Source organism: Bacillus sp. 196mf, from assembly GCF_003217275.1.
GTDB lineage: Bacteria > Bacillota > Bacilli > Bacillales > Bacillaceae_G > Bacillus_A > Bacillus_A thuringiensis_S.
The window spans coordinates 728,880-745,898 of sequence record NZ_QJTG01000001.1 but is presented as its reverse complement, the minus strand read 5'-3'; the positions used below and the strand labels follow the sequence as shown (position 1 = coordinate 745,898).

The window sequence follows — 17,019 nt, the reverse complement described above, 5'->3', positions numbered from 1 at the left end:
ACTATACGAAAAAGTATCGTATAGTTTCAGAGTATACAATACTTTTTCGTATAGGTCATATGAGATTATGCATATTAACTAATTCACATAAAAAGGTTGTTCTTTTTAAAAGAACAACCTTTTTTCATTAGCATGTTTGTAATACACAGCATGTATTTTCAAAACGTTGATTTTTCAAATCTTCATTACTAATACAGAAATATAGCATCCCTAGTTCTCCCCAAACCATATTACAATTTTTATGATCTGAATCAATTTGGAATAAAAGAGTCATTTGCTGCGGGTCTACTCCCATATATTCTCCTGTCTCATATAACACTTCTTCTTGTACAGAGAATGGCTCACCAAACATTTGATGGTTATCGTAGTTATCTGGAATTAGCTCTTCAAGTAATTGCAAGAAACGATCTGAATCAGCCTCATCTTCAATGAAAAGTTCTGGTAATTTGTATGTCAGTTCAAAAGTAATTGCACACTGGTTATATTTCGCTTGTATTTCATTTTCTCTTCGTAATTGCTCTACAGGAACATCATAATAAAGTACACGCCCAGCTTCTGTTAGATTCACATTTTCTTCAAAATAATTTTCAATACAAAAGAAATACAGCATCCCCGTCTTAGGAAGATTGTGATCCATACCAACGTTTTGTAAATCACTTAAGTTAAATTGTGCGATAAATTGTAGTGGATTTCCCTTATACTTTGGATATTCAAATAAAGCTGGTAAATCAGGAACTCCTCCCATTTTCGAACTACCTATCGCAACAGTTTCCTGCTGCTTTGGCACAACTTTTATACAAGGAAATACAGTATTAATAAGTTCTTCTTTCAAGTGTGTTAGTTCATATTTATCAATTAATACTTCAATTTTTTTATTCATAAATTCTCCTTACATTTACATACTTATTTATATCATAGTACAAAGATTATACTTCATTCTTTACAAAATCAACAAGCCTCTAAAAAACGGGCTTATCCTTCGTACGCGAACAAGTTTAAAAAAGCATACTATACATTGTTCCTACAAACACGATAATTCTTTATTTCTTCCAGTACATTTTCCCCTCGTTCATTTTTAAATATAAGGAGGAATTCCACATGGGTTACGGATATAGTTGCTGTGGTTACGGATACGGTGGCGGCGGTTGTGGTTACGGAGGTTTCGCTTTATTAATCGTTTTATTTATCCTTCTAATCATCATCGGAGCTAGCTGTTGGGGCGGCTTTGTAGGCTGCTAGTAAACTTAAAAACTATTAAAAAAAAGCACGTACAATACGTGCTTTTTTGCCATTTCCAAATCTTTTATTCGAAAGGAAGTATGTTTAATGAAGATTGATGGTGTTTTTGAAGGAGGCGGTGTGCGCGGTATTGCGCATGTCGGGGCAATTTGCGCGTTAGCCGAAAAAGGTTATGAATGGGAACGTGTAGCTGGTACATCGGCTGGTTCGATTATTGCAGCGCTCCTAGCGGCAGGATATTCTTGTTCAGAGTTAAAAACGATTATAACTGATATTGATTATAATAAATTTACGAAAAGAACTTTTATTGATAGAATTCCTTTTATCGGTAAGGGACTAAGTGCATGGACTACTCTAGGTATATACTCTAATGTATTTATAGAAGAATGGATTGAAGAATTACTTCGAAAAAAAGGTGTTCATTTATTTACTGATTTACCAGATCTAAACAAACTCAAAATCATCGCCTCTGATATTAGTAATGGTAAAATGGTTGTCTTTCCTGACGACTTACCAAACTACGGATTTTTAAATTATCGCTTCTCTATCGCTAAAGCGGTAAGAATGAGTAGTACAATCCCCTTCTTCTTTGAACCCGTAAAATGGAGAACTCCAAAATGGAAGCAGCCTTGTTATATGGTTGATGGAGGAATTCTAAGTAATTATCCAATTTGGATCTTCGATTCACCTACCGCTCCTCGCTGGCCGACTTTCGGATTTCATTTTGTAAAAGATGAGATTCAAGCTGACCCTGCTCACTATAACGAGCCTATTTCTATGTTCAAAGGACTATTTAAAACAATGATGCAAGCTCACGATTTACGTCATTTAGATAAGGAATCAAAAGCAAGAACCATTACAATTCCAACAGGAACGATTACAAGTACTAATTTTGAACTGACAAAGGAAGAAAAAGAATGGCTTTACAATTCTGGTTATAACTCTGCTAATAAATTTTTACAAGCTTGGAACTTTAGGCAATATATTGATGAATATAGAAAAAGAAATCAAGACCGAAAGACAAATCGATTTTTTCGTCAACTTGACTCATAATATTATTATTTTGCATACAAAAACGTTTGACAAATTAATAGTAAATAAGCCTAGTAATTTCTTATATTACTAGGCTTATTTACTTCCTATACAATCTCGTACATTGTTTAAGGGTACGATAACCCTTCGGCTTCTTCTGCAGTAATAACTATGTAACGATTTCCCGTTCTTAATCCTAACAGTTCTGCTTTTTCAATTGCTTCTTGCTGGGTCTCCGCATAAGCAGCTAAATATTTTTCTCCATTGATCATTTGGCAAATTACATATTGTTTCATTACTTTCTCCTCTTACTTTTTCATTAGTTGTGCAAGTTTTTTTATACCTATTTCAATTTCTTCTAACGTTGCGTATGAATACGATAGGCGCAAAAATTGATTTGCACTTCTATCATATAAAGTACCTGGGTTTAATAAAACCTTTTCTTGCAGAGCTTTATCAAATAAACTGCGATATGAAATGGGTATTTTTATATGTACCCATATATAAAACCCGCCTGTTGGTTCATGCCAAGTTGCTATTTCACGAAGATATTTATCTAACATTAGTAACATAAAATCTCTTCGTTTTTTCAATTCACTTCTTACAAATCGCAAATGCTCATCATATAGACCATTTGTAAACCACTCTGCTGCAATTTGCTGGGATATAGTGCTTGAACCATAATCTGTTTGCATTTTTATGTCTGACAATCTTTGAATTACTGGCTCGGGTCCAACAATCCATCCAATTCTTAAACCTGGACTAATTACTTTGGACATGCTTCCAATATGTAGTACAATTCCATTTTTATCATAGGCTTTTAAAGGTTTCGAACTAGGTGCATCAAACCATAAGTCTTGATACACTGCGTCCTCTATAATAGGTAATCCAATTTCATTACATACTTCCATTATTTCTTTTCGCTTCTTAGTATTCATACTAAAATTCGTCGGATTATGAAAAGACGGGATCGTATATAAAATAGAGGCATTGAACTGCTTCTTATATTTCTTAATATATGATGTATGTAACCCGCTCTCATCCATTGGGATTCCAATTAAACGTACTCCTGCTGATTGAAAAACATTAAGCGAATATAAATAGGATGGTTTCTCTAATAAGATGGATGCCCCTTTCGAAAGAAGCCCCATAGAAATAAGTTGCAGCGCTTGAATTGCTCCTGAAACAATTAATATAGAGGCAGGAGATACATATACGCCATGCTCCTTTAAGTATTCGGAAATCTTTTCCCTTAAATACAGATTTCCTTTCGGCTCTTCATACCCAAGCGTCACATTTGACTTTAAAAGCTTATTCATAATTTCTTTCATCTTTTTCTCAGGTAAGAGACTCGGCGCGAGCTCACCTGTTCCTAACCGAATTACATGTGGATAAAATTCAGCTTGATTAATCTCTTGAATAGCTGGGAGATTCGGATAATGAACTCCTGTTTCTACATAAGACTGCCAATTAGGCGGGGGTGCGTAAGTTGAAGCATTCTCATTATTATTTACAACAATTGTTCCTTTCCTGCCATTCCCTTCAATATATCCCTTCGCAACTAGTTCATCGAAAGCCATTACAATTGTGCTTCGATTCACACCAAATGTATGGGCCAAATCTCTTTGTGAAGGTAATTTTGTTCCAACGGTCCATTCTCCATTAACAATCCTTTCTTTTATATACGTTTCTATTTGTTTATACAGCGGCGTCGCTAGAGACATATTCGGTTTCCAAACGAATCTTTCCATCATATCACCTTATATTCTTTTTGGTTGGTAACCTCCCCAACCATATGGATGGATACAAATTTTCATTTCTTCTATACAATATACACTATCATAATGAATTAAAATAGGAGGTAATATGATGAGTGAAGCAATTATTCATGGTATCATTCTTGCATTTGGACTTATCATTCCATTAGGTGTACAAAATGTTTTTGTCTTTAACCAAGGCGCTAGCCAACCAAACATTTGGAGGGCAGCCCCTGTAGTATTAACTGCCTCTATATGTGATACGTTACTCATATTGATTGCGGTGCAAGGTGTCTCCCTTGTACTCCTTACTTTTTCTTGGCTAACTAACTCGTTATATATAATTGGATTTTTCTTTCTCCTATATATGGGCTTTGTTATTTGGAGAAGTAACCCTTCCAACGATGTAAAACAAGAAAAAAGTATGCCCTTAAAAAAGCAAATCCTTTTCGCAGCATCAGTTTCGTTATTAAATCCACATGCAATTTTAGACACAATCGGTGTAATTGGAACAAATTCTATTCAATACATAGGAAGTGAAAAATGGGCTTTTACACTTGCAACTATTATCGTTTCTTGGATTTGGTTTATAAGCTTAGCTTTAGCGGGGAAATTTCTAAAAAGACTAGACTCAACCGGAAAGACAATCTTATTATTAAATAAATTTTCTGGTCTCATCATATGGGGTGTCGCGCTTTATATGTTAAAACAAGTTATTTATTCTTAATGAACGAAAGAGAATTGCATGTTACTGAAAACATCATGCAATTCTCTTTCAAATTATGAAGTAGGTTCCGGTTTCTGTTTTACCGTCTTTGCATCTTTTGCTGGTTTAATCCAAATGATTGCTATAACAGCACCAATGGCAGCGAAAATACTTGTCAAATAAAACACTTCATGGTCCGCCCCTTTCATAAAAAAAGAATATAAAGGTGGTCCAGCTGCTACACCGATAAATCGCATTGAACTATAAAAGGACGTAACCGTTCCCCTTTGCTCCTTTTCAATCCCTTGTGTAATGAGAGCATCTAAACATGGGAGTGCCATACCAATTCCTATCCCCATAATAACGAGACAAAGAAGTAGTAAGTAAATCCCTTTTATAAATAAAGGAATGATGACTGATGCAGCTGCCATTAAAAAACCAATATAAATACACTTCTTCATAACATTTTGATTATCTCCAATTTTTTTACCGGCCATATAGGAACTAAGTGACAGTACAAGTAACGGGATAGCAAGCACACACCCTTTCCATATACCATGAATGTCATACTTTGATTCCAGTATAGTCGACAAATAAAAGAGAATTCCGAATAAAATAAGCATAATAATTGCACCTAATGCAAAAATGGCAATTAACCATCTTCCCTTTTCTCGAAACGTAGAGATAATAGATCGAATAAACTCTTTTAGTGGCGGTACTTCCCCTTCTTGTTTTTTTGCCTTTACTAATACCAGCAATAAAACAATTGCTACGACACATAAAACTGGAATCGCCCAAAATGGTAAGAACCATACAATGGCAGCAAGAGCAGATCCTAAAATAGGGCTCAGCACTTTTCCAAATGTATTGGATGTCTCAATGATTCCCAAACCTGTACTAACTTGTTTTTCATCTTTGTATAAATCACCAACACACGGTATAACAACCGGCATTGCACCAGCAGCACCAATACCTTGAATCGCTCTACCGATTAGTATCCAAATGTAGGGATTATCAACTTTCCATGATACCCAACCAGTTATCGCTCCTCCTATAGCCGCAATCAGCAAACTCGGAACCATTACCATCTTTCGTCCCCATCTATCTGATAAATAACCAGCAATCGGTATAAGTAAAATGGCTACGATAGAGTAAATTGTAATAATCATGGATACTTGAAACGATGAAATATGTAATTTCTTTTCAATTGTCGGCAAGATTGGAATGAGCATTGAATTCCCTAATGTCATGACAAGTGGAACTGATGCAAGCGCAATTAAACAACAGTTTTCTTTTTTTAACATGTTGATTTCGGAACCTTTCATCATATATTTCTTACCATATAATAGCCCTGCTGGAACATAATTTTCATTCCACCAGGGCTATTACATCTTTAATACTTCCCATTCACAACAAAAGAAATTGGGTAAAATATAGTATTACTTCTATTCTTTGAATTCTGTTCACTATATATCCATACCAATTAATTGAAAAAAAAAGAAAGGAAGAATCCTTCCTTTCTCCTATAACCTTCTACATTTAGCGAGTATATCCGCCACCAAGCTGTTGTTCTGCCATCGCTACTAGGCGTTTTGTGATTTCACCGCCTACAGAACCGTTTGCACGTGAAGAAGTATCAGCTCCAAGTTGTACACCGAACTCTTGTGCAATTTCATACTTCATTTGATCTAAAGCTGCTTGTGCTCCATGTGATGCTAATTGATTAGAATTACGATTTCTAGCCATTACCAATCACCTCCTTATTTATATATAAATTGTGTTAAATTCAAATTAAAATACATGGAAATTTTTGGTTATATTTTACCATAAAAAAAGAGCCTCTAAACGAGACTCTCACATCATTTCACATTACGAAGTTACTACTTCTAATTTTCTATTTATTAATACTTTCATTTCTTCTTTTAATATCTCTTTTGAATTATGTCCAAACCATTCTAAGGAAGCAAAAAGATCCGTATTTCTCACTTCCTGAATAATCTCATCATAATTTACAATACCTTCAAATAACGGAACCATACCTATACGACTTCCTGCTGCAGCATATACATTATTAGGTTCAAACACATGCAAATAATCCGCTGAAGATATATTCTTAAAATGGTAATGTAGTGTCCACGGCTTTAATCGATGGAAACTGTCTATTGGATCTGCGCCAGACTCCCATATATGAAGAAAATCAAGATTTATTTTTAAATTCGGATGGTTTACTTCTTCTAATAACTCTATAGTAGAAGGCAATGTGTCCGTTAGTGTATTGGGATGTGTTTCTAACAGCACATACATATTGTTCTGAGCAAACACATCACAAATCTTACGTATTCGCTTCACATACTCTTTTCTCTCTTGTTCCGAGAAGTCCTTGCTCCCTTTTTGCCCAGCAAACGTGCGAATTTTATTCGTATTAAACCAATTAGCTAGTACTACAAGTTGTTCACTTTTCTCTATCGTTTTTTCAAAATCTGCTGATAATGATATATCTAAGTAATCACTTATCATCGTAATTTCTAAGTTTTTATCCTTTAGAAAATTCAATTCTCGTTCTGTCGTTTCACGTTCTTGCATGTACAAATTTTGTGCATGCGTCCCCCATAATTCAATTCCTTCAAAACCGTTTTCATATGCAAATTGAACAATATCAGTAAATGAAATTAATTGATGACGAAATGAAATGGTACATAGCGAATATTTCATAGTATTAAACTCTCCTATCTTAAATTCAGTTAGCTTATTAAAGAGTTGCGACAGATTGATTTGTTTTCATACCTTTCCATGATAGAAACTGTCTCTCTAATTCCTTCTTAATTTGCAGTTCAATTGCATTCATTTCATCCAGTTTTTCAATAATCGATACTAGCATACCTTTATTATTCGTCATTGCCATTTTAATTGCACGATACTGTACATTTGTAAATCCTTGTACAATATCCTCTACTCGATCACACCAATAATCAAATTCTTGCTCCGAATATTGCAACGTTTCACGGAAGTATGCAAAGGCATGCTCATAACTATATTTACGAATTGCAAGTACTGGTATTTGTTTTACTGCTGCTACAAGTCCAGAAAGCGCATATCCTTCTTCCTCATTTGCCATTTTTACAATTAAATTTTTCAGTTCCATAGTCAGTTCATTGTCGTTCTTTTTGAATGTTTCTGTGAAATAACTAGCTACTGTTTCTTGCGTTGGCTCTCCAATTCCTTCTATATCAATGAAATAACCTCCACCAAATGGGTTATCTTGAATAGAGTGAAGTACTTTTTCTCTTTCCATATTTCCTTCCCAACGAAAATCAGGATCTAGCATGAACCATTCTTCTTCTTTCTCTGTTTTTGATATCATTAAATAATGTGGAAACGGTTTTTGATGAAATTTATTTTCCCTCTCTGGTAATAGAGACATATCAACCATTACAATGACATAACGATTTTCCGGCTTGTTTTCTACTAATTCTAAAAACGTTTCTACATTGCTATCTTTATCTTTTGCATGATCATACCATTCGTTTACTTTAATACCGTACAATTTTTCAAACCAAATTAAATAATGATCATGGTTAATGTTTTCAGAGTGATATGAAATAATTCCGCCTTGTGTTATATCAAAATCTCCATCCCATAGTCCAAAATAAAATGGACGAAAATCAATGTCGCTACGCCTTTTTATAATTTCACAAAAACAACTCACTAAACAGTGCACTTTAATTGAAGTCATACTCTCATCCACTTTCCTAAAGGTTAGTTATTCACATTTACTTCCTGTAACGGCTCTAACTCTTCCATAAAATCAAGCAAAGATCCTACAGTAAGAAATGCCTTTGGGTCTACCTCATCCTCTGGAACGCATAGCTTTACATCCATTTCTATGTATACAATAAGCTGTAACATCATTACCGAATCTATATATAAATCTTGATTTAAGCGCATCGTTTCTTCTAAATGCGTTACATTTTTCAGTTCCATTTTTTCTATCATAATTTTTAACACGGCATTCTTTAACGCTTCCCGTCTCATGTTGTAACCTCTCCCATCTCTAGTAACTTTCTACTTACTTTTCCAGTTTTATTTTTAGGAATTTCATTTACACTTTCAATTTCATGCGGAACTTTATAAGAAGGTAAGTGCTGAATACACCATTCTCTTATTTTCACTGGATCAACATGAGAGATCACTTTCGCTTTAACTATTTCGCCCATCACAGGATGTTTCCCCCGATATACAATTGCCTCTTGCACACCTTCCAATCGAAGCATCGTTTCTTCTACCTCTATAGGAAAGACTTTTAATCCTGAGACATTAATTACATCGTCCATACGCCCCATAAAATGAATGCCACGCTCAGATTTATACCCTAAATCCTTCGTGAAAATTTCCTTATCATTCATTTTCACGACGATTTCTTCCGGTGCATTTTCATCTGAACCTATGCTTATACTTGCATGAGGTAGAGGGTTTCCTAAATCTAAATGGCTTTTCATATCATGACATATACTAATACAACCTGCTTCAGAACAACCGTATTGCTGCATCATATATGTTGTCATTTTTTTTAGTTTATAAAATAGTGCTTCTGGCAAAGGCGATCCTGATGTCATAATTTTATGAAACTGGAACGTTCCTAATGGAAAACTCCCCATAATGTGTAACATAAGTGGTACTGCATATATAATATGTTTTTCTGTATTGCGAACTATATTTAATGCGAATTTAGGATTTTTGTTCGTAATGATTACAGGCTTGCTCCCCCTCGTAATTGCTGATAACGTACCACATATTAGTCCGTATGAATGTGAAACAGGAGCCATAACGATTGGCACTTCATCTACTTCACAGTTTAAAGCTTCATTATAGGCAGTAATTTCTGTATCAACTTCCGTCCATGCTCTACGAATCAGTTTCGGTTCTCCCGTAGTTCCCGAACTATATTGCAATAAAGAAGGCTCTTCTAGTAAAAAGTTCCCTACTTCTAATTTTGTAAAATCGCCATATTCTCCATATAAAATCCCTACACAATTTGCACGCTTTGCCATTTCAATAGCCGTTTCTTTTGGCGTATCTTCATGTATAAGTAATACTGATGATTTCTTTTCTTTTAAGAAAAACACAAGCGTAATAATATCGAATGGATCTTTCAGACAAAGTGCAAATCTATTTCCTTCTGCTTTTTGAAATTGTTCCATTTCCTCATAAACTTGTAATCTCAATTCAAAATCACTTTTGCTATACTCTTGTTTATTAACGATTAGCATAATTTCCCCCTGTAACAGCTGATTTTTGTTTCATAAGTTGTCTTACTCTATACAATGGATTTGGAACTTCATGAACAAGCGATTCCACATCCATATATAATCGACGTTTCGTTAATTGTTCAGCATAGAATGTAGGTGCATATAATTGAATATTTTCAAATCTACCTTTCAAATGTGGATATATTCTTAAATGATTTTCAATTTCTTCAACAACCATCATCCAAAAATGTTCTTCTTTCAATCCATACTCATCCGCAAGTACGAATGCTAATTCTCCTAAATTAAACAGAAATAGTGCATCTAACACCATCTCTTGCAAACATTCAATGCGATCCATTTCAAAGAAATCATTCATTTTTCCATTCGCATATGTTTTATGCATTTTAGTAAAGTCGGGACATTTGTCAACTTCTTTCAAATATGGACGATAAAACTCAAGCCCTTCATGAAAATCCTTTAACGCAATACGAACAGGCACCCCTTCTTTATGGACTAGAATCATATTTTGTCCATGTGATTCCAGTGCGATGCCATGCTCTACAACAAGATGTATAACTGGTATTATCGCTTTTTGAATAAGTAATTGTAGCCAATCCTTCATTCCATATTTATTCAACCACGCATCAATAATTGGTGTACCATCTTTCTCTTTAGCGTATAAACCATTAAAAGGAATTGCATCCTCTTGTGCATCTAAATACTTGTGAACGCTTTCGCGCCAAATACATCCTAATGAACCATATATAGCTTTCTTATTCGTGTCATACGTTACACTTGAAAACTCACTTAACAAGATTAAACGTGCTTCATCCATTAAATAGGCGTCATTACTTACAACATCATTTAACCAATTTGATATTACTGGTGCACTTACAACAGAGTATGGTTTCAGTGTACGGAGTGTTGAAGTGTTGAGTAAATTCATCGATAATTTAACGTACGGTTTCTTTTGACTCGTAATATTTCTTAACGTTCTCATTGACTGTTGCGCGCAATAATCGTCCTCTGATGTTCCTAAATAAATAATAAAATTACCCTGTATATGATCCCCATAATTTGAAATGATGAAATTCTCCCACTGCCATGGGTGAACAGGTATAAACACGTACTGTTTTGGATAACATCCCCTATTACGAATTCGTTCCATAAACTCTTCTAATTTACGATCGCCAATCTCCTCTTTTAAAAGGTCGTTATACATCACTTCATTCTCATAACCTACAGTCGCATAATTCTTATGCGCTGCAATCCATATGAGTTTTATTGGCTGCATAAATTCATATCCATATTGAAAATTGTCACGATATTGAAATCCAACACGTGCTTTATAACTAGGGTGATATGGATGGCCGTCTATTAAATGGCTTTCAAACTCATCGTAAGATTTTTGAGTATATTCTTTCTTATTATTTCTTTCATATTGTGCAATCGTGTCTTTAAATATTGTTTGTTCTAATTCGTGCATAAAAGAATCTAATTTAGCTTGTTCTACACTAGCAACCCGAAAAACTTCTTCTAGAAATTGCGAGACAGATTGTATTTCTTGCTGTTCATCTTGGACTCTTACTATTAATGAGTCTAAAGAAATACGTCCAAATGTCATCCGTTCCCTGCCATAGCATTTGTACGTGACACTTTTGTCTTCTTCATCAAGTCCTTGTATTATAAAAAGAATTTGTTCTTCTTTTTCTATGCGAACCGGTGTAATAATCCCCTCATAAATTAACGATTCTACTAATTGACGTAGCACTCTTCTTCGTACTGAAATGTAATCTTCTGATTCGAGCGCCTTCAATACTTTCGTATGATACATGTCCACTCTCATAAAACCCTCCACCTTATGACAAAATACCATTATTTGTATTACGTGAAATTTTAACGCTATTTATGAACGAACAGCCACTTCTCTAACGAGCGGATTATGTACTTGCACATAAATTGCTTGCTCTAATGGATTACTTAACTCATCGACATCGAAAAATCTCGTTAGTAAATTTGCTTTACACGCTAACTTATCTTCGTCCAATAATTCTCTTAAAAATGTTGAAGGTTCCCGGTTATACGGAAGGAATGATTCAAGTACAGACCTTAATTCCGAGAGAAGAATTTCCTCCTTAATTAATCCTGCTGTGCCAAAACCATTAATGAGACCAAACATATGATTGAAAATTAAGTAGTAACGAAATCTCTCATCCACAATATAGTCGTCATATAAATTTCCAGTACGTTCTCCAATACCAACTAATTCATTATTAAGCATCTCTTTCATTGAATTACAGAAATAAAATCCTTGATTATCACGGAAATAATATTTGACCGGATAACCATCTTTTAGCTGAACAACGCTATTTTGCTGATGAGCTTCTAATGCAACACCATACTGTAAATACATCCATACCATTGGCTTTAAAGAAATATTCATATATCGTCTAAACCACTCTAAGCTTACTTCTTCACAGCTTTTACTTTCTAAATCTGCTAGGCGATGAATAATATTCGATAACCGCGTACGCTCTCCAGGTATAGCGTCTTGAACTAGCCCAGCAATTAATGTTGCGTCGTTTACATGTTCACTATAAAAAGGGTTCTCGCGAATAATCACTTCAAATCCAGATTCTTGTGTTCCATAATTTAATGTAATATAGGCTGGATCACAAATAAAATCAAAGCCTGGAAACCTTTCTCGTACTTCACCAATAGCCGTCTTTAACATTTTCTTCCCTTCAAGACCACTCTCAAGTTCTTTCAGTTTATTAATACGCATTGAATTCGTTACTTTCACCGGAAATGAAAACTTAAGCATATACTTCGAATCGGGATGATATAGCGTCCTTAGTGATGATGTTGCCATATAATACTTACCTACAGGTCCAATATACTCAAGCAATTCTTGAACTATCCAATCTTGTACGTAAGCTTGATGCAAGAGCCATTCTGCCTGAAGCGGATGAATTGGAATTAATGCATATTGATCTTCCTTACAGTACTTCTCTATAAATTCCTTACTAACCATCTCATCATTACTTAATTCTTCTTTTATAATCGTTGTTGTAGAATCTGATAATAATGATTTTTCATTTACTATACTTTTATGGGCCCGAAAATAATGAAGCTGACATTCTCCTTTTAATTCTGGAGAATACATTGCATTTTTCCAATCCAATATCCCCTGTCTACTCTTTGGTGTAGGATGAGTTAAATGCCCAAATAATAAAGACTGCTCCGCTTCTATAAAAGTTGTATGGAAACCGTATAATGCGGACGTATCTTCTATTCTCTCTTTTGTAAATTCCTCAATATTTTGACAACTACGGATAACTCGAAGCATAAGTTCCGCAGGATTCGTCCCTTCTCCGTAGTTGATAGACATCTCTTTTATTAAAAATGTAATAACTGTAACGTAATCTGCTTTAATAACAGAATTACTATCTCCAATTTGATAATAAAATTGTTCTCCAAACAAATGACGATCTGTTGATGATTTATATATAACTTCTCCATACAAAGTAACGTTCTGTGCCGATAGCCGACAACATAAATATGTGGGGACTGTATCTCTATTCAACGTATTACTGAAGATAATCTTCATTCTTTCATCCTCTGTAATCCATTCTCCACTCCCTGTTTCTCTTAAATAACAGTTTAAAAAGCTTTGTAATGTTGCATGTTCTGCGATTTGTTTCGCATGCTGCATGTTGGTCCTCCTCTTTATATTAAAGCTATCGAAATTTTATATAATAAACGATAATTGAATGTCGTTATCAATTATGATTCTAATTGATAATGATATTCAATTCAAGAGTATATTTCAGAATTTTTTTATCTGATTTAATTTTTCTTGTTTTCTCTCTTTTCTTTAATCTAGTTAAAAATACAAGAAAAAAAATACTCAGTTTCAAACTACATACTTACTATTTTTCATTAGTAATCTATCCAAAATGGTTAAACAAAAGAGGTATACCTTAATTGGTATACCTCTTTCAAACATAAAGTTTACATAATAATATTATTTAAGCAAATCTATATAACTTTTTGTATAACAAATTCAAATCTCTCCAACAATACGCTGTTTCTTCTACCCTTACTCTCTCTAAAAATTTCGTATCAATTTTTTCAGGGTTAAATTTTTCATAAAACTTTTTAGAAGGATTATTCGTAACAACCCAAACTAAAAGTGATTGTATATCATTGTTTATACAATCCGATAATAAAGCTTGAAATAACTTTTGTCCTATTTTCATTCCTTGATACTCTTGTAAAAGGTAGATTGCATATAATTCTCCATCACAATTATATGTACCAGTTCTTTCTACTCCCCCATCGACGAATCCAACTATGTCTCCATTTAAATTCTCTGCTACAAATCTAAATTGATGATTACCTTCTTTTTGAAAAATATCTTCCCATTGTTTTTCTCGTTTCTCATATGCTACATTATCTAGAATTTCGTCAGCAAATATCCCTTTATACGTTGTTTTCCAACTATCAACATGCACCTTTGCTATACCTGGTATATCATCCTTTATTGCTCTTCTAATATGTATTCCCATCATTTCTCCCCCTTGTTACTCATCATTATATCAATTTCATTCCTTAAAAATCCAAATAAAAAAGAGTGAATTCACTTCACTCTTTTTTATCACAATTATCTACTTTCCACTTCAACTGAAACTACTCGATCAATCTCTTTCAGGGAACTATATAACTCTGTTGTATATAAATCTTCTGGAGCTAAAATAACCATCTCCAGTTGCTGAAATGCTCCACTATCTATATCTTTAATTTTCACGCGTTTCACATGCATGCCTAAATTTTTAATTTGCTTAAATATACCATCTAACTCATGATGCTCTTTAACAGTAATTTTTATAGATAAATCCTTTTGTCTTAATGAATACGGTCCTGCAATTTTCACAAGTTGCGGAAGTACATTAATCGCTAAAATAATTAAAACCATAGCAACTGTCGCTTGTAAATAGAATCCCGCACCAATTGCAATCCCTAAAGCTGAAGCAGCCCACACCATAGAAGCTGTTGTTAATCCAGAAATAACATCATTACTTCTTCGTAAAATGACACCTGCGCCAAGAAAACCAATTCCACTAACAATTTGAGCGGCCAGTCGCATCGGATCCATATTTGTATGTCCTGGAACAGAATATACATGCACAGATTCAATTGAAACCATCGTAATTAAACAACTTGCTACAGAAATAACCATACTTGTTTTCACACCAAGTGGTTTATTCTTTAGCTGCCTATCTATCCCGATGAATAATCCTAAAAAGAGTGCTAAACCTAATTTGAGTAAAAATTCATATGACATATTTCCATTCTCCTTACTTTACAATGTTTCCCTTAGAATAACTCACTATAACTCTTTTATGATATCAATTCCAGTCTTTTCTATTCATTTAACGTAAAAAACCGAAAAAACATTTATAACGATGTTTCTCCGGCTTTTTATTACACTTTAGATTCTTCTTTATTTCTGATCTTTAATCTTAATTTCTGCATCTTTGTAGAATGCTAATTTACTGTCATTATACTCTTTTGTAAATTTGTTAAACTGCTCTTTCGACTTTTGTGCTTCCACATTTAATTCATTAACAGTTTTAACTTTTTCACCGATTTCTTTTAATTTCGTTTCTTTTACTTTTAATTTTTCATACAGTTCTTTTTCAGTCGCTAACACTTTCGTGTAATTTTCATTCATCTTTTTGAATGCATCATAACGGTTTTTATACGACTCTTCTACTGCTTTTGCTTGTTTTTGTAACTTCTTATCTTCAATCTTCTCTATATTACTTTGAACAGATTTTGTTTCCTTCTGTGCTTTTTCTAACATTTCTTTTTCACTTTTCAATACTTTTTCACGATCATCTACATTTGCAGTAGCTTGCTCTATTTTCTTCACAACTGCTTCATTATGATCTTTACCTTCTTGCAAAATTTGAGCATATAATTCTTGCCCTTGTTTCTCTAACTGCTCTAATTTTTTTGCTTCATCCACTAAAGATTTTTCTTGTGTTGCTGCTGTTTCAAAAGCTGTATATAGATTTTCTTCTGGCTTTTCACCGAAACAACCTGTTAAAAGTCCTACTGATAATGCTCCTACTACTGCTACTTTTCCATACTTCAACGTTCATTCCTCCATTACATACGGTTATCATGCCAGAGGTTCACTGGGAAGTGATTCTCTTCATGATAAGCTTCAAACTCATAACCCTTTTCTTTTAGCCCCTTTAAAATTGCTGGCACAGCAGCAACTGATTGCGGGTGAATATCATGCATTAAAATTACTTCTTGTGGTTTTGTTGCGTTTGTTAATACATTTTGAGCAATTTGTGCTGCAGCTGCATCAACTGGCATTTTATTGTATTTCCAATCTGATGAATCAATTGTCCAATCCCATACTTTAAATCCGCTTTCTACCACTTTATTTCGAAGACCTTCATTCAATCCAGGCATCGAACCATATGGAGGACGTGTTAATTTAGGTGATTTCCCAATAATATTAGCGATTAAACCTTGATCTTCTTTCATCTCATTTACATACTCGCCATTTTTATATAACTTTGCGAAATTATGTGTCATACTATGCATGCCTACATAATGACCCTCAGCATTTTCACGTTTCACTAAATCAGGAAATTCTTTGACATTCGCTCCAATTAAAAAGAACGTCGCCTTCGCATCATGTTGTTTTAGCGTATTTAATAATTCAGCCGTATATTTCCCTGGCCCATCGTCAAATGTAAGATAAGCAACTTTTCTTTCTTTTCCATTAAAACGACTTGGTGCCGTTTTATTCATTTCAACTTTCGGCTGTTCACTTGCAAGCTGCACTACATTTTCTTGTTTCGCAACAGCTTTTGCTGGTGAAGTAATTGATTGAAACATGTAATACCCAATAGCTACTGCGGCAATCGCTATTAAAACGACTACTATTTGTTTAATTTTTAAAGCTTTTTCCATTCTATCGAATTCCTCTCCCTATTAATCTTATATATAAATC

Annotated in this window: 18 protein-coding genes; 3 read left to right on the top strand and 15 right to left on the bottom strand. The window is 34.1% G+C overall.

The features are described from left to right. Window positions 1–127: 127 nt before the first annotated feature. Entirely contained in the window at window positions 128–880 is a 753-nt protein-coding gene (locus ATL10_RS04075) for a YwqG family protein (RefSeq protein ID WP_090976248.1), read from the bottom strand. A gap of 218 nt (window positions 881–1,098) precedes the next feature. Between ATL10_RS04075 and ATL10_RS04070 the strand changes: the two genes are divergently transcribed. Further along, window positions 1,099–1,239, top strand: coding sequence for a YjcZ family sporulation protein (locus ATL10_RS04070; RefSeq protein ID WP_000540419.1), 141 nt, complete (start codon window positions 1,099–1,101; stop codon window positions 1,237–1,239). 87 nt (window positions 1,240–1,326) lie between these two features. Then, the gene (locus ATL10_RS04065) at window positions 1,327–2,292 is read left to right on the top strand and encodes a patatin-like phospholipase family protein (RefSeq protein WP_110496460.1); all 966 of its coding nucleotides are present in this window, start codon (window positions 1,327–1,329) and stop codon (window positions 2,290–2,292) included. Between the two features lie 107 nt (window positions 2,293–2,399). Here the strand turns inward: ATL10_RS04065 and ATL10_RS04060 are convergent, their stop codons facing one another. Beyond that, window positions 2,400–2,567 carry a DUF3933 family protein gene (locus ATL10_RS04060; protein WP_000816390.1) on the bottom strand — a complete coding sequence of 56 codons (168 nt, stop codon included), beginning with the start codon at window positions 2,565–2,567 and terminating at the stop codon, window positions 2,400–2,402. Between the two features lie 12 nt (window positions 2,568–2,579). Then, window positions 2,580–4,022 carry an aminotransferase-like domain-containing protein gene (locus tag ATL10_RS04055; RefSeq protein WP_069355447.1) on the bottom strand — a complete coding sequence of 481 codons (1,443 nt, stop codon included), beginning with the start codon at window positions 4,020–4,022 and terminating at the stop codon, window positions 2,580–2,582. A gap of 118 nt (window positions 4,023–4,140) precedes the next feature. Between ATL10_RS04055 and ATL10_RS04050 the strand changes: the two genes are divergently transcribed. Then, entirely contained in the window at window positions 4,141–4,755 is a 615-nt protein-coding gene (locus ATL10_RS04050) for a LysE/ArgO family amino acid transporter (protein ID WP_001287303.1), read from the top strand. A 53-nt stretch (window positions 4,756–4,808) separates the two neighbouring features. Here ATL10_RS04050 and bcbE read toward each other — a convergent pair whose 3' ends face one another. The 12 genes from bcbE to ATL10_RS03990 all read right to left on the bottom strand — a co-directional run bounded on the left by bcbE (window position 4,809) and on the right by ATL10_RS03990 (window position 16,979). After that, window positions 4,809–6,038 carry a bacillibactin exporter BcbE gene (bcbE, locus tag ATL10_RS04045; protein WP_141241086.1) on the bottom strand — a complete coding sequence of 410 codons (1,230 nt, stop codon included), beginning with the start codon at window positions 6,036–6,038 and terminating at the stop codon, window positions 4,809–4,811. A gap of 235 nt (window positions 6,039–6,273) precedes the next feature. Then, window positions 6,274–6,480 carry an alpha/beta-type small acid-soluble spore protein gene (locus tag ATL10_RS04040; protein ID WP_000113545.1) on the bottom strand — a complete coding sequence of 69 codons (207 nt, stop codon included), beginning with the start codon at window positions 6,478–6,480 and terminating at the stop codon, window positions 6,274–6,276. A gap of 123 nt (window positions 6,481–6,603) precedes the next feature. Then, window positions 6,604–7,446 (bottom strand): sugar phosphate isomerase/epimerase family protein, encoded by an 843-nt coding sequence (locus ATL10_RS04035; RefSeq protein ID WP_000877687.1) that lies wholly within the window; start codon window positions 7,444–7,446, stop codon window positions 6,604–6,606. Window positions 7,447–7,483: 37 nt separating this feature from the next. Next, the gene (locus ATL10_RS04030) at window positions 7,484–8,467 is read right to left on the bottom strand and encodes a DUF6005 family protein (protein WP_139213213.1); all 984 of its coding nucleotides are present in this window, start codon (window positions 8,465–8,467) and stop codon (window positions 7,484–7,486) included. A 23-nt stretch (window positions 8,468–8,490) separates the two neighbouring features. Next, on the bottom strand, window positions 8,491–8,766 hold the full coding sequence (asbD, locus tag ATL10_RS04025) for a petrobactin biosynthesis protein AsbD (RefSeq protein ID WP_001250560.1): 276 nt from the start codon (window positions 8,764–8,766) through the stop codon (window positions 8,491–8,493). Next, a complete protein-coding gene (locus ATL10_RS04020; RefSeq protein ID WP_000909573.1) occupies window positions 8,763–10,001 on the bottom strand; it encodes an AMP-binding protein in 1,239 nt (412 codons plus the stop codon). The genes asbD and ATL10_RS04020 overlap by 4 nt, the downstream gene beginning before the upstream one ends. Then, on the bottom strand, window positions 9,988–11,826 hold the full coding sequence (locus tag ATL10_RS04015; protein WP_053564713.1) for an IucA/IucC family protein: 1,839 nt from the start codon (window positions 11,824–11,826) through the stop codon (window positions 9,988–9,990). The genes ATL10_RS04020 and ATL10_RS04015 overlap by 14 nt, the downstream gene beginning before the upstream one ends. Before the next feature lie 60 nt (window positions 11,827–11,886). Next, entirely contained in the window at window positions 11,887–13,695 is a 1,809-nt protein-coding gene (locus tag ATL10_RS04010; protein WP_110496458.1) for an IucA/IucC family protein, read from the bottom strand. Between the two features lie 316 nt (window positions 13,696–14,011). Then, window positions 14,012–14,554, bottom strand: a complete 543-nt coding sequence (locus ATL10_RS04005) for a GNAT family N-acetyltransferase (RefSeq protein ID WP_090976241.1) — start codon at window positions 14,552–14,554, stop codon at window positions 14,012–14,014. 92 nt (window positions 14,555–14,646) lie between these two features. Next, a complete protein-coding gene (locus ATL10_RS04000) occupies window positions 14,647–15,327 on the bottom strand; it encodes an MgtC/SapB family protein (protein WP_000119510.1) in 681 nt (226 codons plus the stop codon). A 159-nt stretch (window positions 15,328–15,486) separates the two neighbouring features. Then, entirely contained in the window at window positions 15,487–16,143 is a 657-nt protein-coding gene (locus ATL10_RS03995) for a YkyA family protein (RefSeq protein ID WP_000873563.1), read from the bottom strand. Window positions 16,144–16,157: 14 nt separating this feature from the next. Continuing rightward, window positions 16,158–16,979: a peptidoglycan-N-acetylglucosamine deacetylase gene (locus ATL10_RS03990; protein WP_061661212.1), complete on the bottom strand. Its 822-nt coding sequence runs from the start codon at window positions 16,977–16,979 to the stop codon at window positions 16,158–16,160. Window positions 16,980–17,019 lie beyond the last annotated feature (40 nt).